The organism is Cupriavidus campinensis (genome assembly GCF_905397395.1).
GTDB lineage: Bacteria > Pseudomonadota > Gammaproteobacteria > Burkholderiales > Burkholderiaceae > Cupriavidus > Cupriavidus campinensis.
The window spans coordinates 1-21,621 of sequence record NZ_CAJPVH010000072.1 but is presented as its reverse complement, the minus strand read 5'-3'; the positions used below and the strand labels follow the sequence as shown (position 1 = coordinate 21,621).

The following is a 21,621-nucleotide window of genomic DNA, read 5'->3' as shown; positions in this document are numbered from 1 at the left end:
CCGGTGGCGGTGTCGGCGGGCGGCTCCAGCCGCATCCGCTCGCCGCGCACCTGCTGGGCCACCCGCTGCGGCTCGCGCGGGCTTTCCATCCAGCCGGCCAGCGGGTCCGGGCCAAACCCGCCCAGCACGGCAGCCAGCAGCAGCGCGTTGACGAGCAGCAGGATCAGCAGCAGGGCAGTCTGGCCTTTCTGGGACATGGAAGACGGATTCGGTTGGCGATGCTGGGAAGCTTGGATGCTGGGCCGCCTGGCGGCTGCCTCAGGCCCCGGTGGCCATCGCGTGCAGTCCAAGCAGCACGAGATTATCGTGCATCTCGAACGGCATCGCGAGTGCGCCGGAGAGCGCCTGTCGCGCACCGCCCGAAAGCAGGCAGCGTACCGGCCCGCGTTCGCCCAGCGCCCGCCAGGAGCGCTCCACGGCGCCGGCCTGAGCGGCCAGGCAGCCGGCGGCGATGGCGTCGTGAGTGTTGTCAGCACCCAACGCCCGCACCGCCCGCGCGGCGCCCGCGCCGGTATCGAGCACGTCCAGCGCCGGCAGTTGGGCCGTGTTGCGGGCCAGCGAGCCGAGCATCAGCGCCACGCCGGGCAGGATCAGCCCGCCTTCGAAGCGCGCGCCGCCATCGGCCTGCGCCGTAACGATGTCCAGCGTAGTGGCCGTGCCGGCCGTGACGATCAGCAACGTCTCGCCGGGCAGCCAGCGGTGCGCGCCGATGCTGCCGACCCAGCGGTCCACGCCGAGCTGCGTGGGCTCGCGGTAGCCGTTGACGAGGTCGCCGTGGGCGGCCGTGGTGCGTACCCATTGCAGCGTTGGGGCGGCCCCGAAGGCGTCGCCCAGCGTGGCCGCCACCGCCTTGCCAATCGCCGCTCCGGCCACATTGGCGATCCAGACCGACGGCACGCCGCCGTCCGCCAGCCCGCGCCACGTGCCGACCAGCGCCGCCAACTCCGCCGGTGCGGCGTGGGTGGCGGCGCCCGCGTGGCGCCAAGGGGTGGGCAGGGTGCCAGGTGGCGCGGCCGCGTCAGTGTCGTCCGTGCTCCACGCCCATTTGAGTCGCGTATTGCCGATATCGATGAGCAGGCGCGCGCTCATGCCGCCGCTCCGCGCAAGGACACCTCGCCGCTGGCGATCCGTTGCAGCCCGTCCGCCGTCTCCAGCAGCAGGTGGCCGTCGCCGTCCACGCCCCGGGCGAGGCCCTCGGCCAGCAGCGTGCCGTCGTGCAGCAGCCGCACCGGTTCGTCGCGGAAGGCATCGCGCGCGGACCAGCGGGCCGCCATCGGCGCGAAGCCTTCGGCCAGGAACACGGCGCGCATCGCCGCCAGCCGGTTCAGCACCGCGCCGAGGATCCGGGTGGGAAGGTGGGCCGGGTTGAAGCCCGGCAGCGCCTCCGCCACGCCGGCCAGCGGGCGGCCCAGCGCGGCTTCCATCCGGGCATCGCGCACCAGGTTCAGGCCGATGCCGATCACCGCCCAGAGCGCGCCGGGCCGCGCCGGCACCGATTCGATCAGGATGCCGGCCAGCTTGCGGCCATCGATCTGGAGGTCGTTGGGCCATTTCAGGCCCACGCGGGGGCCGAGCACGGGGGCGACGTCCTCGAGCGCCTCCGCCAGCGCCAGTCCCACGGCCAGGCTCAGGCCGCTCAGGCGGGCCGGGGTCAGCGCCAGCGGCATGGCCACCGAGAAGGTCAGCCCCGCCTGCCCCTGCCACGGCCGGCCCTGGCGGCCGCGCCCGGCGGTCTGGCGATAGGCCACGCGCACCCGCGCGCTGTCTTCACCCTCCACCCAGCCGGCGCTGCGGCAGGCCTGGGTCAGGTCGGCGTTGGTCGAGCCGGTTTCCTCCACCACCTCCACGGTCCAGCCGCGCGCGGGGCCGGCGTCCAGCGCGGTGCGCAGCGCGGCGGCGTCAATGTGCCACGCGGGCAGCGCGGCGGCATCGTCGGCAAGGCTGGGAATGCTGGGGGGGGAGCGGTCGGGAGGCGCGGTCATGCGGGGCGGGTCAAGGTCAGCGCGCGGGGTTGCGCAGTTAGCCGCGATTGTAGCCGCGTCGCCCGATTTGGCCGGATTGGCCCGATGGCGTGGCTGTCAGACGGCGCCGCGTGGCCGTGTCAGAGGATGCCCGGTCGCCACGTCACGGCCGGTAGCATAGAATCGAGACTCCCCCATCACATCGCCGCCCCCCTTTGGATTCACCCTTGGATCGCCCATCGACGCCAGCCATCACGATTTCGCGCCAGGACGGATCCTGCAGCATCGCACTGCAGGGGGACTGGACCGCACTCGCGCTCGCCGGCTGCCACGAAGCGCGTGGGCTGCGCGCGCAGTTGCACGAACTGACCGAGGCGCCCCAGCACGCCGCGTGGTCGCTGGCCGGCGTGAACCGGCTCGACCATATCGGCGCGCAGCTGATCTGGCAGGCGTGGAACGGCAAGATGCCGGCGAACGTGGCGCTCAACGACGGCCAGCGCCGCGTGTTCGACCGCATCGCCTCGCTGCGCCGCGACGGCTGGAAGAAGCGCATGGTGGATCGCTTCAACCCGGTCACCATCCTCGGCGCGAGCCTGCTGTCGTTCTTCGCCCAGTTCGCCATCGGGGTGACCATGCTGGGCCAGCTCACCTTCGACCTGCTGCGCTTCGCCCGGGCGCCGCACCGGGGGCCATGGCGCGAGATTTCGGCCAACGTCTATAACGTGGGATACAAGGCGCTGGGCATCACGGCGCTGGTGGGCTTCCTGATCGGCATCGTGCTGTCCTATCTGTCGGCCAACCAGCTGCGCACCTTCGGCGCCAGCACCTTCATCGTCAACATCCTGGGCATGGCCGTGATCCGCGAGCTGGGGCCGGTGCTGGCCGCCATCCTGATCGCCGGGCGCTCCGGGTCCGCCATCACCGCGCAGATTGGCGTGATGCGCGTGACCGAGGAACTCGATGCGATGCGGGTGATGGGCATCTCGCACGGCTTCCGGCTGATCATGCCGCGCGTGATCGCGCTGGCCGTGGCCATGCCGCTGCTGGTGGCCTGGACCGACATGATGGCGCTGCTGGGCGGCATGACCGCCGCGCAGTTCCAGCTGGGCATCAGCTATTCGTTCTTCCTGCGCCAGCTGCCCGAGGCGGTGCCGGTGGCCAACCTCTGGCTCGGGCTGGGCAAGGGCGTGGTGTTCGGCATGCTGATCGCGCTGACGGCCTGCCACTTCGGCCTGCGCATCCGGCCGAACACGCAGAGCCTGGGCGAAGGCACGACGGCCTCGGTGGTCACGTCGATCACCGTGGTCATCATCGCCGACGCGATCTTCGCCATCCTGTTCAAGGACGTGGGCCTATGAACCAACCGGCCAATCCCTCCCCCGCCCGCCGCGAGACGATCATCGAGGTGCGCGACCTGGTCAAGCGCTACGGCGACAACGTGGTGCACGACCACCTCAACCTCGATGTCTATCGCGGCGAGGTGCTGTCCATCGTGGGCGGCTCGGGCACGGGCAAGACCGTGCTGCTGCGCCAGATCGTCGGGCTGGAGCGGCCCACCTCAGGGACCATCAAGGTCTTCGGCGAGAGCCCCGCCAAGCTGAAGCCGGCACAGTTGCAGGCGCTGCGCAACCGCTGGGGACTCCAGTTCCAGCGCGGGGCGCTGTTCTCGGCGTTGTCGGTTATCGATAACATCGCCCTGCCCATGCGCGAGCTGCGCGCCCTGCCGGACAACCTGATCTGCCAGGCCTCGCTGCTCAAGCTGCAACTGGTGGGGCTCTCGGCCAAGGACGCCGACAAGATGCCGGCCGACCTCTCCGGCGGCATGATCAAGCGCGTGGCGCTGGCCCGCGCGCTGGCGCTGGAGCCGGAGCTGGTGTTCCTCGACGAGCCCACGGCCGGCCTGGACCCGATGGCCTCCGACGACTACGTGGCCCTGATCCGCGAACTGCGGCGCGAGCTGGGCCTGACCGTGGTGATGATCACCCACGACCTCGACACCCTGGTAGCGCTGTCCGACCGCGTGGCCGTGCTGGCCGACCGCAAGGTGCTGGCCGCCGCCCCGATCCCCGAACTGGTGAAGGTGGACCACCCCTTCATCCGCGAATATTTCCTGGGCGACCGCGCCCAGCGCGCGTTGCAGGCCCTGCCGGCCCCGAGCCGGCCCGAGGCCCCGCGCCCCCCTTCCGGAGACACCTGATGGAAAACAAGTCGAACGCCTTCCTTGCCGGCGTTTTCACCATCGGACTGGCCGTGCTGGTGCTGTTCTCGCTGTTCTGGTTCAGTTCCGACCACGCCGTGCGCGTGCCGTATGACCTCATCACCCGCTCCACGGTGAACGGCCTCGGGCCGCAGGCCGATGTGAAGTATCGGGGGCTCGACGTGGGCAAGGTGGTGTCGATCAAGTTCGATCCGCAGGTGCCGGGGCAGATCATCGTGCGCATCAGCGTGAACCAGGACACGCCGATTACCCGCACCACCTACGCCACGCTGGGCTTCCAGGGCGTGACCGGCATCGCCTACGTGCAGCTCGATGACACCGCGCGCGAGGCCGGCAACGACAAGGCGTCGCCGCCGCTGCCCACCTCGGCGCGGGCGCCGGCGCGCATCGCCATGCGGCCGGGCTTCTTCGAGGAACTGGAGAAGCGCGGCGACTCGCTGCTGACCCAGACCGAGACGCTGATGGCCTCGCTTAACGAGATGTTCCAGACCACCAACCGCGACGAGCTGATGGCCGCCATCCGCTCGGTACACAAGACAGCCGAGGATTACTCGAAGCTGTCCGCCTCGCTCCAGCCGGCCGCCGCCAAGCTGCCGCAGGCGGTGGACAACCTCAACGCCACGCTGGCCTCCACGCGGCGCCTGGCTGACGAGCTGGCCAGCCCCAACGGCACGGTGCTGCGCACGGTCAACGGCGTGGGCACCAACCTCCAGGGCGCGGCGGACTCGGTGCAGTCGGCCGCCGGCATCCTGAGCGAGGAAACGCTGCCGCAGCTCAACGGTCTGGCGCGCGACGCCCGCCAGACCGCGCGCACCATCGACCGCGCCGCCGGCACCTTCAACGACCGGCCCAGCAGCGTGCTGTTCGGCGGCCCCTCGCCCGCGCCGGGCCCGGGCGAAGCGGGGTTCCGCGCACCATGACCATCCACCATCGCTCTCACTTTCATCTGGACCCAGCCATGACGCCTGTAGGACTCGTACGAATCGCTGCTTTGGCCGCACTGCTGGCACTGGCCGGATGCAGCGCGCTGTCGCCGGGACCGTCCGCGCTGACCTACGACCTCGGGCCGATGGCCGGCACGCCGTCCCAGTCGCCCGCGGCGCTGCCCAAGCTGCGCGTGGCCCAGACCGATGGCCCGGTATGGATGGACAACCAGTCGCTTTACTACCGCCTGCAATATTCCCAGGCGCAGCGCCTGCAGGCCTATGCCACGCAGCGCTGGGTGGATTCGCCGCCCCGGCTGTTCGATGCGCGCCTGCGCGACGCGGTGTCCGGGCGCGGCGCGCTGACGTGGTTCGGCGATGGCTCGGTGCCGGCACTCAAGGTGGACCTGCTCGCCTTCGAGCAGGTGTTCGACAGCGCCACCGCCAGCCGCGGCGTGGTGCGGGCGCGCGCCACCGTCTATCACAAGGGCCTGATCGGGCAGAAGACCTTCGTGGCCGAGCAGCCCGCCCCCAGCGCCGATGGGGCCGGCGGCGTCAAGGCGCTCTCCACCAGCAGCGATGCGGTGATCGCCGCCATCCTCGACTGGGCCGCCACGCTGCCGCTGGCTGCCGCCACGGCATCCGGCCCCGCCGCGCTGCCCGTCGCCAACCCGCCCGGCGCCAATGCGGTGCCGCTGCCGGCCTCGCCGCCGTCACCGAATCCGCCCCGGCCGTAACGGTTCTTCGGGCCCTCGCATTTGAACGCATGACACTGGTCGCGCCCCCGACATCTCCCCCGCCCCCGCCGCCGCAGCCACCGCAGCAGCCGCGCCAGACGGAGCTGGACGGCTGGCTGCCGCGCCACTCGCCGCTGGCGCGCGTCGGGCTGATCTGCTTCACGCTGCTGGTGGCCTACGCCAGCCTCTATCCGTTCACGGGTTGGGTCAACAACGGCATCTCGCCGCTGGCCTTCCTGACGGCGCCCAAGCCGCGCTACATCACCGAGTTCGACCTGATGACCAACGTGCTCGGCTATTGCCCGTTCGGGGCGCTGGTCGTGCTGGCGCTGCACCCGCGCATCTCGGGCGCGCGCGCCACGCTGATCGCGCTGGTGGCGGGCGCGCTGCTGTCGGCGGTGATGGAGGCATTGCAGACCTGGCTGCCCAGCCGCATCTCGTCGAATATCGACCTGATTACCAACGCACTCGGCGCGCTGCTGGGCGCGGCCATGGTGGCGCCGTTCACCAGCGCGCTGGTCGATCGCGGCACGCTCACGCGCCTGCGCATGGCCTGGTTCGAGCCCCATGCCAGCTTTGCGATCCTGCTGGTGCTGCTGTGGCCGTTCGCGCAGATCTTTCCGCAGGAGCACCTGTTCGGCATGGGCGGCATCGTGCGGGAATGGATGACCGACCCCGATTCCTGGCCGATGGAGATCCTGCAGAGCTACTTCCCGGCGCTGCTCGACTGGCAGAACAACGTGGGACTGCGGCCCGACGACATGCAGGCCCAGCTGATGCTGGAAACCATGGTGACCGCGTGCAGCTGGATCGGGACCGGACTATTCGCCTCGCTGGCGATGCGGCGCACCGCGCCGATGCTGCGCATCCTGGCCGGGCTGCTCGCCTTCGCCCTGCTGCTCAAGGCCACCGTGGCCGAGTTGCAGTTCGCGGACGACAACACCTTCAACTGGCTGTCCGAGGGGGGCCGCTTCGCGCTGACCACGAGTTCGCTGGTGCTGGTGCTGCTGCTGCGCCTGCCGCGCTGGCTGCGCGCGCTGCTGGCCATCGTGGCGCTGGCGGGGCTGGTGGTGCTGACCAACGTGCTGCCGCCGAACCCGTATGCGTGGATTTCAGAGCAAGGCTGGCGCATGGGACGTTTCGTGCACTTCAACAGCCTGGCCCAGTGGCTGGGCTGGCTGTGGCCGTTCGCGGCGTTCTTCTATGTGCTGTGGCGCGTGGAGCAGATGAGCATGCGCCGGCGGCTGCAACGGCTGGCGCGGCGCCGTGCCACGGCGCGCGCCGTGGCGGCGGCGACGGACCGGCAGGCGGATGCCGGCCCGGGTCCGGGCCAGCCGTGATCGAAATCGAATCGATTAGTGGAGCTGGCCGCCCTGCTCGCGGATATCCGTGTCGGTGGCCAGCGTGGTCTGCACCGCCACACGCAGGCCGGCGATCAGCGTGTCCAGCGCCAGGCTCGGCGCGCCGGGGTGCCGCGCCGCCTGTTCCGGCAGATAGGGAATGTGGATGAAGCCGCCGCGCGTGCCGGTCAGGCCCTGCCGCGCGATGGCATCCATCAGCCCGTAGAACACATGGTTGCAGACGAAAGTGCCGGCGGTCTGCGACACCATCGCCGGCACGCCCGCCGCGCGCAGGTCGCGCACGATGGCCTTGATCGGCAACGTGGCGAAGTAGGCGGCCGGGCCATCGGCGGCGATGGTCAGGTCGATCGGCTGCGCGCCGGCGTTGTCGGCGATGCGCGCATCGTCCACATTGATCGCCACGCGCTCGATCGACAATTCCGTGCGGCCGCCAGCCTGGCCCACCGCAATCGCCACATCCGGCTTCACCGACGCCAGCAGCGCCGACATCGCCTCGATGGCCGCGCCGAACACGCACGGCAGCTGGCGGGCGACGATGATCGCATCGCCCACCTGCTGGCCGTCCAGCGCCCGCACCGCCTCCCATGAGGGGTTGACCGGTTCCTTGTCGAACGGCTCGAAGCCGGTAAGCAGTACGGTGCGGGTACGCATGATGCGTGTCTCCATGGGTTACATCAGGAAGTACAGCAGGACGATATTGGCGGCCAGGATGGCCAGCGCCGACGGCACCTGCGCGCGGATGACCGCGTTCTTGTCGTCCAGCTCCAGCAGCGCCGCCGGCACGATGTTGAAGTTGGCCGCCATCGGCGTCATCAGCGTACCGCAGTAGCCCGAGAACATGCCGATAGCCGCCATCACGGCCGGGTTGGCGCCGAACATGCCCACCAGGATCGGCACGCCCACGCCGCCGGTCATCACCGGGAAGGCGGCAAACCCGTTGCCCATGATCACCGTGAACAGCGCCATGCCCACGCAGTACACCGCCACGGCCACCAGCTTGTAGTCCATGTTGATGTAGGCGGTGGCCAGGTGCGCCACGGCCTTGCCCACGCCGGCATCGGCGAAGACCAGGCCCAGCATGGCCAGCATCTGCGGCAGCACCAGCGCCCAGCCCAGCGACTCGATCAGCCGGCGCGACTCGCGCATGCCCTGCGTGACGGTGTCCCGCGTGAGCCAGCACACCACGGCCAGCGAGACCAGGCAGCCAATGCCAAGCGACACGAACGTCACATTCTTCGGATCGAGCAGCGGCACGCCGGCCAGCTTCACGTCCTTGAACAGCACCGTGCCGATCACGGTCACCAGCGGAATCAGCAGCGCCGGGATGAACAGCTTGTTGCCCAGACGCTTGGCGCTGGCGCGGCGCTCCGACTCGGGCAGCGTGCCGTGCTTGCCATGGCCCACGCCGCCGAAGCCGGCGATCAGCGCCATCAGCACGGCGGCGATGCCGACGATGGCCGGCGGGATCTTGTCGCCAATCAGGAAGATGGCCGCATACAGCGCCCAGAACAGGCCGGTGGACAGGCGCCGCGGGTGCGTCTTGTCCGTGAAGGTCATCAGGGCGGTAATCGCCAGCACGAAGCCGGCCAGCCAGTAGAGATAGTCGATGGATACGATCATGGCTTACTCCCCCACCTTGCCAGCCGTAGCCGGCGTGCCCGAGGGCGTCTTGCCCAGCTCGCGCTCCAGCCAGCTGTCCAGCCGCTTCAGGCGCACCGCGTGGATCAGGAACGCGCAGATCGCGGTCGGAATGCCCCAGACGGCGATGTGCAGCGGCTCCACGTCGATGTTCGACGACAGCAGGAAGGTGTGCATCAGCGCGATGGCGCCGAAGGCCACGAAGATGTCCTCGCCGAAGAACAGGCCGACGTTGTCGGTAGCGGCGCAGAAGGCCAGCACGCGCTGGCGCACCGGCTCGGGCAGGTGCCCGAAGCGGTTCTCGGCCGCGCCCTCGGCCATCGGGGCCAGCAGCGGACGCACCATCTGCGGATGCCCGCCCAGGCTGGTCAGCCCCACGGCGGCGGTCAGCTCGCGCACGGCGAGGTAGACGATCAGCAGGCGGCCAACCGTGGCCGAGGCGATGCGCGAGATCCACGCCTGCGCGTGCTCCCGCAGGCCGTGGCGCTCAAGCAGGCCGATCACGGCCAGCGGCAGCAGGATGATCAGCGGCAGGTTGCGTGCCTTGACGAAGGCCGTGCCGATTGCGGTGAAGATCTGCATCAGCGGCATGGAAGCGGTCAGCCCCGTGACGATGGCGGCAAGCGCCACCACCAGCATGGGATTGAACCGCAGGACAAAGCCGATGACGATGACGCCGACCCCGAGCAGGGGCCAAAGATTGACAGCCGATTCCATGGGTAACACCAGATAGAAGGTGAAGCGAACGGTGGAGCAAAGCCAGCGCCGGCGGGCGGGCGCCCGTCAGGCACCAGCCCGGATGGCGATGCCTTCCGCGCCGAGCCGTTCCCGGATGCGGCGCGCGAAGGCAAGCGCGTGGGCGCCGTCGCCGTGCAGGCACACGGTTTCGGCGCGGATCGGTACCCAGGTGCCGTCGATCGCGCGCACGCGCTGGTCGCGCACCATCGACAGGGTCTGGTCCAGGGCAACTTCCTCGTCGTCGTGCAGCGCGCCCGGCGTGCCGCGCTTGACCAGCGTGCCGTCGGGGTTGTAGCCACGGTCGGCGAACACTTCTTCCTTCACGCGCAGCCCGGCATCGCGCGCCAGGGTGATCATGCGGCTGTTGGCCAGGCCGAAGAAGACGAGGTCGGGGTTGTAGTCGCGCACGGCACGCACGATGGCGGCGCAGAGCGTTTCGTCGCGCACGGCCATGTTGTAGAGCGCGCCATGCGGCTTCACGTGGGCGAGCTGGCCGCCCTGGGCGCGCACGATGCCGTCGAGCGCGCCGATCTGGTACAGCACGTCGGCGTAGACGGCCTCGGGGTCGCGCTGCATCTCGGTGCGGCCGAAGTTCTCGCGGTCCGGGAAGCTCGGATGTGCGCCAATCGCCACGTTGTTGGCGATCGCCCATTTCACGGTCTGGAGCATGGTGGCGGCATCGCCGGCGTGCCAGCCGCACGCCACGTTGGCGGAACTGATCAGTGCCAGCAGGGCTTCGTCGTTGCCGCAGCCTTCGCCCAGGTCGGCGTTCAGGTCGATTTGCATGGGGGTTCTCCTTGTACGGTGGGGTCCAGCCGGCGTTACGCGACGAAGCGCGTGGTGGTGCGGCGGCGCGCGGCGATCTTCATGCCATCGCCCTGCCATTGCAGCGCCTGGTCGATCTGCCGCAGGTAGCGGTCCAGCTCCGCCTGCGCGGCGGCGGCCTCGTCCAGCGTGGCCTGCACGAAGCGCACGGACGCGCCGAGCGGCACCTGCGCCAGCCGCCAGAGGTCGGCGCCAATCACGACGCCAATCTTCGGATAGCCGCCCGTGGTCTGCGCATCGCTCATCAGCGCGATGGGCTGGCCGGCCGGCGGCACCTGCATCACGCCCGGCACCACGCCGTGCGAGAGCAGGTCGCCGCTGCGCTCGGCGCGGCGCGCCAGCGCGGGGCCCTGCAGGCGCAGGCCCATGCGGTTGCTCTGCGGCGTGATGGTCCAGTCGGACTGCCACAGCGCGGCCTGCGCGGCGGGTTCGAAATCGGGATATTCGGGGCCGGGCAGCATGCGGATGGCCCAGGCGTCGTCGATGCGGTTCACGGGCAGCGCCCAGCCCGGGGCGGCCACGCCGAGCCAGTCGCGCTCCTCGTCCAGGCCCGGACGGCCGGCGGGCAGCTTGTCGCCCTCGCGCAGCACGCGCCCTTCGAAGCCGCCATAGCCGGACTTCAGGTCCGTGCTGCGGGAGTTCATGACCAGCGGCACGTCGATGCCACCCGCCACGCAAAGGTAGGTGCGGGTGCCGCCGCGCGGAGACGGCAGTGTCAGGGTTTCGCCGCGATGTACATCGAAGGCGTGCCAGCACCAGACCGGCACGCCGTCCAGGTTGGCGCCACACTCGGCCCCGACCAGCGCCACGCGCATATCGGCATGGAAACGCATGGCCGCGCGGCCCAGCGTGAATTCGATGCCGGCGGCGCCGGGCGCGTTGCCGAGCAGCCGGTTGCCCACCTGGAGCGCCAGGCTGTCCGCCGCGCCCGAGCGGCCCACCCCGAAGCGGCGGAAGCCCACCCGGCCGAGATCCTGCACGGACGCCTGCGCGCCGGGACGAATGATTTCGATCACGCCAGATACTCCTCGACGATGAAGCGCACGGTGTCGCCCGGCGCGAAGAGGGACGGCGGATCGCGGTCCGCCACGAAGAGCTGGGCGTCGGTATGCCCGATCAGTTGCCAGCCGCCGGGCAGCACGGCGGGATAGATGCCGGTCTGCTCGCCGCCGATGCCCACGGCACCGGCCGGCACGGCCAGGCGTGGCTCGCGCCGGCGCGGCGTGGCCAGCTCCGGCGCCATGCCGCCCATATAGGCGAAACCGGGCTGGAAGCCAAGGAAATACACCACGTACTCGCCCGCCGCATGCCGGCGCACCACTTCCTGCGGCGTCATGCCCGTATGCGCGGCCACATCGGCCAGATCGGGGCCGAACTCGCCGCCGTAGCGCACGGGAATTTCCACCAGCTTGCCGGTGGCGTTGCGCGTTTCGCCCGACGCCCACGCCACCTTCAGATTACGCTCCAGCGCGGCCACGTCGGCGGTGTCGTCGAAGACCACGGTGAGGTTGTTCATGCCGGGCACCACGTCCACCACGCCGCGCCAGTCGGCAGCGCGCTCGGCCATGGCCCAGATGCGGCGCTGGACATCGAGCGAAGCGGGCGGCGACACGCTATAGAGCAGCGCTTGCTCGGCCAGGCGATGGACGGTGCAATCGGGCATGTGGGGCAACCAGTGAGGATGGGGCGGATGGTTTCGGACCGAATGTGACTCAGTCGTATTTCATCGACGATTTATCGATAAATTCATCATAACGAAACATGCCGACGCCCAGCACTCGGGGTTGTCCCTAGGGTGTTATGCACCGTTAGCGACAAGATGACGCCAAGACGGGGATTAAGTGCCTTTTGAGTATCTTTCTATGAAAGGTGCTTGAAAGCCGCGAGCAGACATTCAGGACGCCCCTTGCCTGCCTGTCGGAACGATTGGCAATAAAAAAGGCCGGGAGCATGTCCCGGCCTTCCTTGTTCGTGCTACCCGCCCGCTTCAGGCAAACCCGGCCTGATGCGCCTGCTGGTCGGCGTGGTACGAGCTGCGCACCATGGCACCGACGGCGGCGTGGGTGAAGCCCATCTTGTAGGCCTCTTCCTCGAACATCTTGAAGGTATCCGGATGCACGTAGCGCATCACCGGCAGGTGGTGGTTCGACGGCGCCAGGTACTGGCCGATGGTCAGCATGTCGATATCGTGGGCGCGCATGTCGCGCATGACTTCGAGGATTTCCTCGTCGGTCTCGCCCAGGCCCACCATCAGGCCCGACTTGGTCGGCAGGTGCGGATTCCGGCGCTTGAACTCCTGCAGCAGCTTGAGCGAGTGCGCGTAGTCGGCGCCCGGGCGGGCCTGCTTGTACAGGCGCGGCACGGTTTCCATGTTGTGGTTCATCACATCGGGCGGGGCGGCCTGGAGCACGTCCAGCGCCTTGTCCAGACGGCCACGGAAGTCGGGCACCAGCACCTCGATGCGGGTGGCCGGCGACAGCGCGCGGGTCTGCGAGATGCAATCCACATAATGCTGGGCGCCGCCGTCGCGCAGGTCGTCGCGGTCCACGCTGGTAATCACCACGTAGTTCAGCTTCAACTGGGCGATGGTGCGCGCCAGGTTGCCCGGCTCGTTCACGTCGAGCGGATCGGGGCGGCCATGGCCCACGTCGCAGAACGGGCAGCGGCGCGTGCACTTGTCGCCCATGATCATGAACGTGGCCGTGCCCTTGCCAAAGCACTCGCCGATGTTCGGGCAGCTGGCTTCCTCGCACACCGTGACGAGGTTGTTGGCGCGCAGGATGTCCTTGATCTCGTAGAAACGCGAGTTGCCGGTGGCCGCCTTCACGCGGATCCACTCCGGCTTCTTCAGCTTCTCGGCCGGCACGATCTTGATGGGGATGCGCGCGGTCTTGTCGGCCGACTTCTGCTTGCGGGTCGGATCGTACTCGGCGGGGGATTGCGGGGCTTCGCTGGACGGGGCGATCAGGGCGTCGCTCATACTGTTCTCCGCACGCTTGGCCGCGTGCATGTTTGGCTGTGGACTTGGCTGTGAATCAGGGCCGGGGGCGCCATCGCTGTGCTCAGGCGGCCTCGGCGGCGGCATTCCCGCGCGCCGGGGCCCGCGCTTCGCGCGCCGCCAGCACCTCGCACAGGGCCGCCGCCAGGCGTCGCGCGATTTCGGGGTAGTGGGCCGCAGTGACGGGGGTCGTTGCACTCAGCGTCAATGGCGTTCCCCCGGCTTCGCCTGCCACCGGCACGGTGGCGCCCGCGCTGGCCATGTCGACTGTTTCCAGTCCGGCATAGCCGCACGGGTTGATGCGAAGGAACGGTGAGAGGTCCATCTGCACGTTGAGGCTGACGCCGTGATAGCTGCAGCCGTTGCGGATCTTGAGGCCGAGCGCGGCAATCTTGGCGCCCTGGTGCGGCCCGTCCGACAGATAGATGCCGGGGGCGCCGGGCTTGCGTTCGGCTGCGAGATTATACGCCGCCAGCGTGTCCAGCACCGCCTGCTCGATATCGGTCACCAGCTCGCGCACCATCAGGTGGCGGCGGCGCAGGTCCAGCAGCAGGTAGGCCACGACCTGGCCCGGCCCGTGATAAGTGATCTGTCCGCCACGATCGATCTTGACGACGGGAATCGCGGCATCGGGCGAGAGCAGGTGCGCGGGGTCCCCGGCCTGGCCGAGCGTGTAGACCGGCGGGTGCTCGACCAGCCAGATCTGGTCCGGCGTGTCGGGCGTGCGGGCCTCGGTATAGGCGCGCATGGCGTCGAAACAGGGCGCGTACGGCTCCAGACCCCGCTCGATGACTTGAATGGCATGCATGCCCGAGAGTGTAACGAAAAGGGCCGGCATGCGCCGGCCCCTGGTGGGCGACCCCGGTCATGGCGGGGTCTCGCGTTCGGCCTCCCGGCCCGGCCTCGGCGGCCAGACCAGCCTCAGTTCAGGAGGCCGTGACCTGATCCTGGCCCGGTGTCCATTCGGTCCCTCGAACCAAACGCCTCACGGCGCGGAACACGAAATGTGGCAGGTCCGCCACGGTCGCCGCCGGGCGGCGTGCTTCGGCAATCAGCGCCAGCCTGACCGGGCGGGTCGCCCTCGGGTCCACGCTGATCACGATCTCATCGCCGCGCCGGAGCAACAGGCTGCCGCCACAACGGAGCCAGTAATCCTCCGAGTCGTTCTCGCGGGTCACCCACACGTCCGTGGCTTTGGCGTCTTCCACAAACAGACGCTGGGCAGCATGGAGCGAGAGGCTGGTGACTTCGCCAGGGACGAGGGTGAACACTGTCGTTGTGAGCAAGGCTTTCATGATGGCTTTCTCCGTGTGCCGGGTGCCCGCTGACGGGTCAGATGCACCGGAACTGGCCTGGATATTGGACCGGGCCAGTTAGGGGGCGCTGACAAGCGGTTCCGGTGCATTGCATTCTAGTGATTGCCCTAGCACTATCAAAACGATATATATTCTTGTGTCTTGTTAGCCAAACTCACATAGAGAACTCGCATCATGGTCTGGAGCGGCAGCTGGAACCCCGACAACGGACAGCGCTGGAAGCGCGATTTCCCGCGCCTGCCGGCGCTCTCCGCGCTGCGCGCCTTCGAGGCCGCCGCGCGCCACGAGAGCTTTTCCCGCGCGGCGGCGGAGCTGTTCGTCACCCATGGCGCCGTCAGCCACCAGGTCCGCGCGCTGGAGGAAGAACTGGGCCAGCCGCTGTTCGAGCGGCGCGGCAAGCGGGTGATGCTGACCGCCAACGGCCGGGTCTACGCCGAGCGCGTGCGCGACGCGCTGTTGCAGATCGCCGATGCCACGCGTGTGCTCCAGGCCGGCAACCGCGACAAGCGGCTGACCATCAGCACCATGCCGTCCTTCGCCGCGCGCTGGCTCACGCCGCGCATCGGCAGCTTTATCGAGCAGCATCCGGAGCTGGACGTGGAGTTGCTGTCATCGAACTCGCTGGTCGATTTCGCCAATGAGGAAGTGGACGTCGCGCTGCGCATGGGCAATGGCGACTACCCGGGCCTGTACGTGGAACGGCTGCTCGACGATGTGTTCTTTCCGGTGTGCAGCCCCGATTTCAACGGTGGCCGCCTGCCCGAACAGCCGGCGCACATGGCCGGCATGCCGCTGCTGCGCGGCGAGGGCGATCCGTGGCAACCGTGGTTCGAAGCCGCCGGGCTGGACTGGCCGGAGCCGCGCAAGGGCCTGCTGCTGCAGGATTCCTCGCTGCTGCTGCAGGCCGCCGCCGAGGGCCAGGGCATCGCGCTGATCCGCTCCTCGCTGGCCTACAACGACCTGCTCTCCGGCCGCGTGGTGCGGCTGTTCGACGTGAATATCGTCTGCCCGTGGCTGCTGTACTTCGTCAGCACGCACGCCAGCCTGGAATTGCCGAAGGTACAGGCGTTCCGCCAGTGGCTGCTGCCCGAGATGGAGCGCTTCCGCAACATTTTGTCGCAGTGGTCTGACTAGCGCCCCTTACCTCACAACCGGAGGGTTGGTGGGGCGAATGGACGGGTCACAGGAGAAGCGTTCCTGACCGGTGGGGGAGCGGAGACCAGACGGCAATTTGGTATCAAACTCAATGCGCAGACCATTGGGCAGGTCTTCCTTGCCGTAGACAAAACCGGGAATCAACGGATATCGCGCGGTAATAATTCTGCCGGTAGTCTCGCTGTGCAATTTCGATATATACATAGCGTCTTCAGTCGCCGCAATGGTGAACCGCTTCGAGTCTTTGAATGGGTCGAAGCTCACCATATAGCGCCAGCCTTTGAAGGTTTTGCCGCCATCGGTCGAATAGAGCAACGAGATGGAGCAGCCTCGGTCGCTGCACGTCCGTTCTGGCGGCTGGGACGACGGAATGACAAGGTTCAGGCCGGTTGCATCCGCATTGATGAGCCTGCCCTGAAAGTTCTCGATGCCGTTGCGCCCAAGTCTTTTGCGAATCCCTTGCTTCGTGTCGTTGTAGTACGTCGTCCCATGGTGGCAATCCCAATAGTTCTCTAGTGTCACAAAACGATGGTCGTCGATGCGATAGATCACCTGTGGCGGCACATCGTAGACGGCGTCCAGCGGTGGGCCGACATAAGAGGGCGGCGTGGCGCAACCGGCAATCAAAAGGGCGCCCAGCGCGGCGGCGGTGATGGCGCTTCGCATCAGAATTCCCTCCGTTTGATCTTTTCAGCCTGAGCGCGGGTGATTTCAGCTGCCACGGTTTCGCCGTCGATATGCGACGGCATGGCGGGCTTCATCAGGTTGCCGGTAAGGAAATACGGGTCCCGCAAGGAGGTCCAATCCGCCTCCTGCAGCAATCGGGTCCAGAATGTGGGGTCCTTATATGCATCGCAGAAGCCAACGGGCAGGTCATAGGCGACCACGCGCTTCATGAATTCGGCATTTTCAGGCAAGCTGCTGTGATCCGTCGGCTCGGGTTGATATTGGTCGATGCGCTTCCGCATCTCTTCCCGGGTCTCAATTCTGCGATTGGGTCGCCCATCGTTGTAGATGTCTGGCTCTTCCCTGTATTCCTCCGGCTCGTAGATCGATGCGAGATATGAGAATGTCGTATCGAGACGCTCACCGGTTTCCGGGTCAACCTCGCCCCATTTTGCGGCAGTATGTTTTGGCCTATCGAAGCGCTGCACCTCCTCAGCCGTCAATGGATTCGGCACTGCCTCGGCGTTGATCGTCACCGTCTTGTTCTTGTCAGGTACCGCCCAAAGCTTCATCAATCCACCCAGTACCCCGCGATTACCGTCCCAGAAATCGTCGGACTTGACCCCGGGAGGTGGATCCGGGATCGGCGGTAGCGACCCAAACTTCTTGACGCCCGGCGCGTCGCCGCAAGGCGTACCAAGGCGTACCTCGCGCCAGCATCCTTTGTTTGACCGTATCGCCCAACTCCGCCAGCAGATTGGCATCCAAGCCCTGCCAGCCAATACTCTGCAAGGCCGTGCAACCCATCACCCGGTCATGGGGGCTGAAGTACACGTATAACCGCCCATGGTTGTCGCGCTCGGGCATGCCGAAGTGATTTTCGAGATCGGGGCGCCAGAAATTCATGTCCTCGGTCGCACCGACTTGCAAGCACTTTATCTGCGCCGGTGAGAGCGCCCGCTTTTCCTGTTTGATCCGGTTGGCGATATTGCGGAAAGTACTGACCCTTGCCCGTTCGGTAGGTCGTTCATTGCCACAGGTGAGGGAGTCGGTGATTTTGTCGTCGAGCGCGAACGGCGAATTCATGATGAACAGCGCGTCCGGCGCGCGTCTCGCACAAGGCCGTGGCGGCCATGGCAATCATCGTTCCCTGGCTGTGCGAGCAAATCGAGATCGTGTCATTAGGCGAATGCCGGCGAATCTTGTCGATCAGCCCGGCCAGACGCTGCACCGCATGGGCGTAATAGGTGCGTGGCGGCGCGTCCTGCAATTGGCGCTCCGTCTCGGTATTGAGCGCCTGCATATCCACACCCAGGACATGCCGGCGGAAACCGGCCTCGCTCCAGAGTTGCTGAAGATTATTTGTGCCGTTCTGGAAAGGACCACCGCCCCAATACCATGGCCCGCCCTGACTCGTGCATTGCGGCGCACTGTAATCAGTGCCCCGGATATTTCGTAGCGGGATCGTATAGTTTTCTTCCTGACCATCGGGAGCTCGATAGCCCCAGTAGAAGCGGATGACGGGGGAATATCCTGCTGTTACGACACGGCGCCCATCCTGCTGTTTCGTTACGCTATCAACCGCCGTGTAGGTGGTTGCTTCGAGGTCTGCGCGATTCAATCGCTGATTCAACCCGTCGCATAGCGCGCCTTCCGCCGCGTCATACCACTCCCCTTCCGAATTGACCCCGTACACAAAGATAATAATTCCGGGCAGGTGCGGAGGAATCTGTGCTTCCGCCCGGACCTCGAAGCTTTCCGGTGTCAGGAACGACTCCCAGTAAGGCCGTCCCTGCGCGTCGATCTGCATCGGCACGACGCGCGTGGCGATATTGAGCTTGTTCCGCTTCGATTCGTTAGCCGGCGCGGGTTGAGCCGACCGCCCATCGTCCTCTTCAAAAACATCAGCCATATGACCTCGCTTCCATGCCACCGCAGCCTGAAAAGCTGCGTATTCGGCATGCTAGACGCGAGGATCCGGTCACTACAATCGTAAAACGCCGAAACTCGCGTCGGCGAAGATGGCTTGGCGGCTATGGGGTCCGGCCGGGTGACTCAGCTTTCTTCGTCTTTTTCCGATGGTGTCGGCGCAGGCTTTGCGGCGGCAGTCTTTGCACGCCCCGCGCGCGGGTGGGCCTGGTCGTAGACCTTGGCCAGATGCTGGAAGTCGAGTGAGGTGTAGACCTGCGTCGTGGCGATGCTGGCGTGGCCGAGCATCTCCTGCACCGCGCGCAGGTCGCCTGACGACTGCAGCATGTGAGTGGCGAATGAGTGGCGCAGCATGTGCGGATGCACGTGGGTCGGCACGCCGGCCGACAGCGCCTGCTTGCGGATGCGCGACTGCACGGTGGCCCCGGACAGCCGCTTGCCGCGTGTGCCGAGGAACAGCGCGTGGGCGTCCTCGGGCGCCGCGCCGGGGCGCAGCAGCGTGTCACGCACGGCCAGCCAGGCCCGCAGCGCCTCCATCGCCTTGCTGCCCACCGGCACCGAGCGCCGGCGCGAGCCCTTGCCGATCACGGTGACCTCAGCCCCGGCCAGGTCGATCCAGCCGATCGAGCGGTACGCGCCATCCTCGGTATAGCGCAGGTCCAGCTGCACCAGCTCCGACAGCCGCAGCCCGCTCGAATAGAACAGTTCGAAGACCGCCTGGTCGCGCCGCGCCTCGGCCGAGTCGCCGGGGCGATGGGCGACCAGCGCCACCGCATGCTCCACCGACAGCGCCTTGGGCAGCGGCTGGCCGCGCTTGGGCGCGCGCACGCCATCGACGGGATTCATCGCCACGCCGTGGCCATGGCGCGCCGCCCACAGGTAGAAGCCGCGCCAGGCGGAGAGCGTGCGGGCGATGGTCCGCGCGGACAGGCCGCCGCCGTGCATGCGCGCGGCAAAGGACCGGATGTGATGGGTTTCCAGCGCCAGCAGCGCCACGCCCGGCGCGTGGCGCGCGGCGTGGGTCTGGAGTACGGAGAGGTCATGGCCGTAACTGGCCAGCGTGTGCTCGGCCAGCTTGCGGCCGGTGGCCAGCCAGTCGAGGTAGCGCACCACCAGCGGATCGGGCGCCGGCTTGGGGTCCGGTGCCTCGCTCTCCGATGGCGGGCGGCGGGCCATGTCAGTCGCGCAGGCGGTTCAGCGCGGCGCCGGCCACTTCGCCGATCTGGCCCAGGTAGGCCGTGCCCATGCCTTCGTGGAAGCGGCGCGCATCGGGCGAGCCCAGCACCAGCAGGCCGAAGGCGGCGCCCAGCGCGTCTTCGTCCGGCCGGGCCGGCACACGCAGGGCCACCATCGCCAGCGAGGCGATGTCGTCACGCTCGAGCAGCGCGGCGGCCTCGAAGCCACTGTTCGGGCCGCAGTACGGCGCGCGCAGCCCTTCGGCAAACAGGCGCAGGTCGTCGCTGGCGCCCTGCGCCACTTCGATGTGCGTGAAGGCTTCGCCGACGTTCCACACGCGCAGGGCCACCGCCGGCACGTCGAACACCTGCTGCAGGCCGTCCTGCACCGTGTACGGCAGCGCGTGCGAATCGGCCTCGGCCAGCAGGCGCAACTGCCAGGCATGCATGCGCTGCTGGGTGCGGTCGTTGTCGTGCCCGTGGCGGACCAGGTCGGCCAGCTTCAGCTCCAGCCCCTTGTTCTTCTCGCGCAGGATTTCCATCTGGCGCTCCTGCAGCGACACGGCGCGATGGCTGTGCGGGCTGGTCAGCTGCACCGCGGCCAGCAGTTCGGCGTGTTCCTCGAAGAACTGCGGATTGCTCTGCAGCCAGGCGGCGACATCTTGGGCGTTCATAAGCTTCTACCGGAGTATTTTTCGGATGGCAGTGTAGCAAACGGCACTGCTAGGTCTGGATCAGCCGCTTCTGACGCGAAATACTCATCAGGATGCCAATCCCCATGCCCAGCGTCACCAGCGCCGTCCCGCCATAACTGAGCAGCGGCAGCGGCACCCCCACCACCGGGAGGATCCCGCTCACCATGCCCATGTTCACGAAAGCGTAGGTGAAGAAGATCAGCGTGATGGCGCCCGCCAGCAGCCGCGAGAACAGCGTCGGCGCATTGGCGGCAATATACAGCCCGCGGAAGATCAGCAGCAGGTACAGCACCAGCAGCACCGCGTTGCCGATCAGGCCGAACTCCTCAGAGAACACCGCGAAGATGAAGTCGGTGTGCTTCTCGGGGATGAATTCCAGGTGGGTCTGGGTGCCCTTGAGCCAGCCCTTGCCGGTCACGCCGCCCGAGCCGATGGCGATGATCGACTGGATGGTGTGGAAGCCCTTGCCGAGCGGGTCGGTGGTGGGGTCCAGCAGCGTGCAGACGCGGTGCTGCTGGTAGTCGTGCAGGACCGGCCAGTTCACGCCCGGGGCGCAGATCTGGCTTTCATACGAGATCAGCAGCGTGATCGCCACCACGCCGATGCCCAGCAGCGGCAGGATGATCTTCCACGTCAGCCCGGCGAAATAGATCACATAGAGGCCGGCCGCCAGCACCAGCAGCGCCGTGCCGAGGTCCGGCTGCTTGGCGATCAGCCCCACCGGAATGCCGAGCATGACCAGCGCCACGACGAAGTCGAACCACTTGATTACGCCCTCGCGCTTCTGGAAGTACCACGCCAGCATCAGCGGCATCGAGATCTTCATGATCTCGGACGGCTGGATCACCATGCCCACGTTGAGCCAGCGCCGCGCGCCCTTGCGGATCAGGCCGAACATCGCCACCGCAATCAGCAGCGCCACGCCCACCGTATACAAGGGGACCGCGATCCGCATCAGCAGCTGGGTGGGCATGTAGGCGATCACCATCATCACTGCGTACGAGAGCAGGATGTTGCGCAACTGGTCTTCCACGCGGCCCGGCATGTCGATGGCGGCTGAATACAGCGCCACGATGCCCGTGGCGAACAGCAGGAAGACGATCAGGGCCAGCGGCTTGTCGAAGCCGGTGAGGGCCGTCCGGATCAGGGACATGACGCGGCGTTTATCCATGGCGCCCGTCTCCTTTACTCTGCAGCATGGTTACGGGGGGCGGGTGCCGTCGTGCTGACCGGCCGGACGCGTGGCTTGGCCGGCGCCGGCGCCGAGGCAGGCGCGGGGCGCGCGG

At 67.7% G+C, this 21,621-nt stretch carries 22 protein-coding genes and 2 pseudogenes; 6 read left to right on the top strand and 18 right to left on the bottom strand.

Features of this window, described 5'->3' with window-relative positions; genetic code table 11:
- The 3 genes and pseudogenes from KHO18_RS25335 to KHO18_RS25325 all read right to left on the bottom strand — a co-directional run.
- Positions 1-197: pseudogene (locus KHO18_RS25335) on the bottom strand (SPOR domain-containing protein); the annotation flags it as partial.
- A 61-nt stretch (positions 198-258) separates the two neighbouring features.
- On the bottom strand, positions 259-1,089 hold the full coding sequence (locus KHO18_RS25330) for a type III pantothenate kinase (protein ID WP_144202544.1): 831 nt from the start codon (positions 1,087-1,089) through the stop codon (positions 259-261).
- Positions 1,086-1,982: a biotin--[acetyl-CoA-carboxylase] ligase gene (locus tag KHO18_RS25325; RefSeq protein ID WP_144202546.1), complete on the bottom strand. Its 897-nt coding sequence runs from the start codon at positions 1,980-1,982 to the stop codon at positions 1,086-1,088. The genes KHO18_RS25330 and KHO18_RS25325 overlap by 4 nt, the downstream gene beginning before the upstream one ends.
- Positions 1,983-2,188: 206 nt before the next feature.
- Here KHO18_RS25325 and KHO18_RS25320 point away from each other — a divergent pair, with 206 nt between their 5' ends.
- The 5 genes from KHO18_RS25320 to KHO18_RS25300 are packed head-to-tail and all read left to right on the top strand — an operon-like array spanning position 2,189 to position 7,179.
- Positions 2,189-3,319, top strand: coding sequence for an MlaE family ABC transporter permease (locus KHO18_RS25320; protein WP_211944100.1), 1,131 nt, complete (start codon positions 2,189-2,191; stop codon positions 3,317-3,319).
- Entirely contained in the window at positions 3,316-4,158 is an 843-nt protein-coding gene (locus tag KHO18_RS25315) for an ABC transporter ATP-binding protein (protein WP_144202550.1), read from the top strand. The genes KHO18_RS25320 and KHO18_RS25315 overlap by 4 nt, the downstream gene beginning before the upstream one ends.
- Positions 4,158-5,099 carry an MlaD family protein gene (locus KHO18_RS25310; protein ID WP_186296971.1) on the top strand — a complete coding sequence of 314 codons (942 nt, stop codon included), beginning with the start codon at positions 4,158-4,160 and terminating at the stop codon, positions 5,097-5,099. Before KHO18_RS25315 ends, KHO18_RS25310 begins: the two co-directional genes overlap by 1 nt.
- Before the next feature lie 38 nt (positions 5,100-5,137).
- A complete protein-coding gene (locus KHO18_RS25305) occupies positions 5,138-5,839 on the top strand; it encodes an ABC-type transport auxiliary lipoprotein family protein (protein WP_144202554.1) in 702 nt (233 codons plus the stop codon).
- Positions 5,840-5,868: 29 nt separating this feature from the next.
- Positions 5,869-7,179: a VanZ family protein gene (locus tag KHO18_RS25300; RefSeq protein ID WP_144202556.1), complete on the top strand. Its 1,311-nt coding sequence runs from the start codon at positions 5,869-5,871 to the stop codon at positions 7,177-7,179.
- Between the two features lie 15 nt (positions 7,180-7,194).
- Here KHO18_RS25300 and pcp read toward each other — a convergent pair whose 3' ends face one another.
- The 9 genes from pcp to KHO18_RS25255 form a co-directional block, all read right to left on the bottom strand.
- A complete protein-coding gene (pcp, locus tag KHO18_RS25295) occupies positions 7,195-7,851 on the bottom strand; it encodes a pyroglutamyl-peptidase I (protein ID WP_211944099.1) in 657 nt (218 codons plus the stop codon).
- Between the two features lie 18 nt (positions 7,852-7,869).
- Positions 7,870-8,820 carry a DUF979 domain-containing protein gene (locus tag KHO18_RS25290; protein WP_092291263.1) on the bottom strand — a complete coding sequence of 317 codons (951 nt, stop codon included), beginning with the start codon at positions 8,818-8,820 and terminating at the stop codon, positions 7,870-7,872.
- 3 nt (positions 8,821-8,823) lie between these two features.
- Positions 8,824-9,555, bottom strand: a complete 732-nt coding sequence (locus KHO18_RS25285; protein WP_144202560.1) for a DUF969 domain-containing protein — start codon at positions 9,553-9,555, stop codon at positions 8,824-8,826.
- A 66-nt stretch (positions 9,556-9,621) separates the two neighbouring features.
- Positions 9,622-10,362, bottom strand: a complete 741-nt coding sequence (gene pxpA / locus KHO18_RS25280; protein WP_144202562.1) for a 5-oxoprolinase subunit PxpA — start codon at positions 10,360-10,362, stop codon at positions 9,622-9,624.
- Between the two features lie 35 nt (positions 10,363-10,397).
- On the bottom strand, positions 10,398-11,417 hold the full coding sequence (locus KHO18_RS25275; protein WP_144202564.1) for a 5-oxoprolinase subunit C family protein: 1,020 nt from the start codon (positions 11,415-11,417) through the stop codon (positions 10,398-10,400).
- Positions 11,414-12,064, bottom strand: a complete 651-nt coding sequence (gene pxpB / locus KHO18_RS25270; RefSeq protein WP_144202566.1) for a 5-oxoprolinase subunit PxpB — start codon at positions 12,062-12,064, stop codon at positions 11,414-11,416. Before pxpB ends, KHO18_RS25275 begins: the two co-directional genes overlap by 4 nt.
- Positions 12,065-12,388: 324 nt before the next feature.
- A complete protein-coding gene (lipA, locus tag KHO18_RS25265) occupies positions 12,389-13,381 on the bottom strand; it encodes a lipoyl synthase (protein ID WP_144202568.1) in 993 nt (330 codons plus the stop codon).
- Positions 13,382-13,463: 82 nt separating this feature from the next.
- Positions 13,464-14,207 carry a lipoyl(octanoyl) transferase LipB gene (lipB, locus tag KHO18_RS25260; protein ID WP_144202635.1) on the bottom strand — a complete coding sequence of 248 codons (744 nt, stop codon included), beginning with the start codon at positions 14,205-14,207 and terminating at the stop codon, positions 13,464-13,466.
- Between the two features lie 118 nt (positions 14,208-14,325).
- Positions 14,326-14,694 (bottom strand): DUF2917 domain-containing protein, encoded by a 369-nt coding sequence (locus KHO18_RS25255; RefSeq protein WP_144202570.1) that lies wholly within the window; start codon positions 14,692-14,694, stop codon positions 14,326-14,328.
- Positions 14,695-14,889: 195 nt separating this feature from the next.
- Between KHO18_RS25255 and KHO18_RS25250 the strand changes: the two genes are divergently transcribed.
- Positions 14,890-15,849 (top strand): transcriptional regulator GcvA, encoded by a 960-nt coding sequence (locus KHO18_RS25250; protein WP_144202572.1) that lies wholly within the window; start codon positions 14,890-14,892, stop codon positions 15,847-15,849.
- Positions 15,850-15,855: 6 nt separating this feature from the next.
- On the opposite strand, the gene KHO18_RS25245 is transcribed toward KHO18_RS25250, so the two are convergent.
- From KHO18_RS25245 to rodA, 6 genes and pseudogenes are all read right to left on the bottom strand, one after another.
- A complete protein-coding gene (locus KHO18_RS25245; protein WP_211944098.1) occupies positions 15,856-16,536 on the bottom strand; it encodes a T6SS immunity protein Tli3 family protein in 681 nt (226 codons plus the stop codon).
- Entirely contained in the window at positions 16,536-17,072 is a 537-nt protein-coding gene (locus tag KHO18_RS28570) for an effector protein Tle3 domain-containing protein (RefSeq protein ID WP_244845084.1), read from the bottom strand. Before KHO18_RS28570 ends, KHO18_RS25245 begins: the two co-directional genes overlap by 1 nt.
- A gap of 58 nt (positions 17,073-17,130) precedes the next feature.
- Positions 17,131-18,346 (bottom strand): annotated as a pseudogene (locus tag KHO18_RS28805) (T6SS effector phospholipase Tle3 domain-containing protein).
- A gap of 245 nt (positions 18,347-18,591) precedes the next feature.
- Positions 18,592-19,641 (bottom strand): tyrosine recombinase XerC, encoded by a 1,050-nt coding sequence (gene xerC / locus KHO18_RS25235; RefSeq protein WP_211944097.1) that lies wholly within the window; start codon positions 19,639-19,641, stop codon positions 18,592-18,594.
- A gap of 1 nt (position 19,642) precedes the next feature.
- Positions 19,643-20,314 carry a DUF484 family protein gene (locus tag KHO18_RS25230; RefSeq protein WP_144202578.1) on the bottom strand — a complete coding sequence of 224 codons (672 nt, stop codon included), beginning with the start codon at positions 20,312-20,314 and terminating at the stop codon, positions 19,643-19,645.
- A 49-nt stretch (positions 20,315-20,363) separates the two neighbouring features.
- Positions 20,364-21,506, bottom strand: a complete 1,143-nt coding sequence (gene rodA / locus KHO18_RS25225; protein ID WP_144202580.1) for a rod shape-determining protein RodA — start codon at positions 21,504-21,506, stop codon at positions 20,364-20,366.
- Between the last annotated feature and the right edge of the window lie 115 nt (positions 21,507-21,621).

Bases quoted from the DNA above. Each gene is read 5' to 3' on its own strand.
- pxpB (WP_144202566.1), bottom strand. From the start codon at position 12,064: ATGCCCGATTGCACCGTCCATCGCCTGGCCGAGCAAGCGCTGCTCTAT.
- KHO18_RS25245 (WP_211944098.1), bottom strand. From the start codon at position 16,536: ATGCGAAGCGCCATCACCGCCGCCGCGCTGGGCGCCCTTTTGATTGCC.
- KHO18_RS25310 (WP_186296971.1), top strand. From the start codon at position 4,158: ATGGAAAACAAGTCGAACGCCTTCCTTGCCGGCGTTTTCACCATCGGA.
- KHO18_RS25255 (WP_144202570.1), bottom strand. From the start codon at position 14,694: ATGAAAGCCTTGCTCACAACGACAGTGTTCACCCTCGTCCCTGGCGAA.
- KHO18_RS25300 (WP_144202556.1), top strand. From the start codon at position 5,869: ATGACACTGGTCGCGCCCCCGACATCTCCCCCGCCCCCGCCGCCGCAG.
- rodA (WP_144202580.1), bottom strand. From the start codon at position 21,506: ATGGATAAACGCCGCGTCATGTCCCTGATCCGGACGGCCCTCACCGGC.
- xerC (WP_211944097.1), bottom strand. From the start codon at position 19,641: ATGGCCCGCCGCCCGCCATCGGAGAGCGAGGCACCGGACCCCAAGCCG.
- lipA (WP_144202568.1), bottom strand. From the start codon at position 13,381: ATGAGCGACGCCCTGATCGCCCCGTCCAGCGAAGCCCCGCAATCCCCC.
- lipB (WP_144202635.1), bottom strand. From the start codon at position 14,207: ATGCATGCCATTCAAGTCATCGAGCGGGGTCTGGAGCCGTACGCGCCC.
- KHO18_RS25250 (WP_144202572.1), top strand. From the start codon at position 14,890: ATGGTCTGGAGCGGCAGCTGGAACCCCGACAACGGACAGCGCTGGAAG.
- KHO18_RS25330 (WP_144202544.1), bottom strand. From the start codon at position 1,089: ATGAGCGCGCGCCTGCTCATCGATATCGGCAATACGCGACTCAAATGG.
- pxpA (WP_144202562.1), bottom strand. From the start codon at position 10,362: ATGCAAATCGACCTGAACGCCGACCTGGGCGAAGGCTGCGGCAACGAC.
- KHO18_RS25290 (WP_092291263.1), bottom strand. From the start codon at position 8,820: ATGATCGTATCCATCGACTATCTCTACTGGCTGGCCGGCTTCGTGCTG.
- KHO18_RS25230 (WP_144202578.1), bottom strand. From the start codon at position 20,314: ATGAACGCCCAAGATGTCGCCGCCTGGCTGCAGAGCAATCCGCAGTTC.
- KHO18_RS25305 (WP_144202554.1), top strand. From the start codon at position 5,138: ATGACGCCTGTAGGACTCGTACGAATCGCTGCTTTGGCCGCACTGCTG.
- KHO18_RS25325 (WP_144202546.1), bottom strand. From the start codon at position 1,982: ATGACCGCGCCTCCCGACCGCTCCCCCCCCAGCATTCCCAGCCTTGCC.
- KHO18_RS25315 (WP_144202550.1), top strand. From the start codon at position 3,316: ATGAACCAACCGGCCAATCCCTCCCCCGCCCGCCGCGAGACGATCATC.
- pcp (WP_211944099.1), bottom strand. From the start codon at position 7,851: ATGCGTACCCGCACCGTACTGCTTACCGGCTTCGAGCCGTTCGACAAG.
- KHO18_RS25285 (WP_144202560.1), bottom strand. From the start codon at position 9,555: ATGGAATCGGCTGTCAATCTTTGGCCCCTGCTCGGGGTCGGCGTCATC.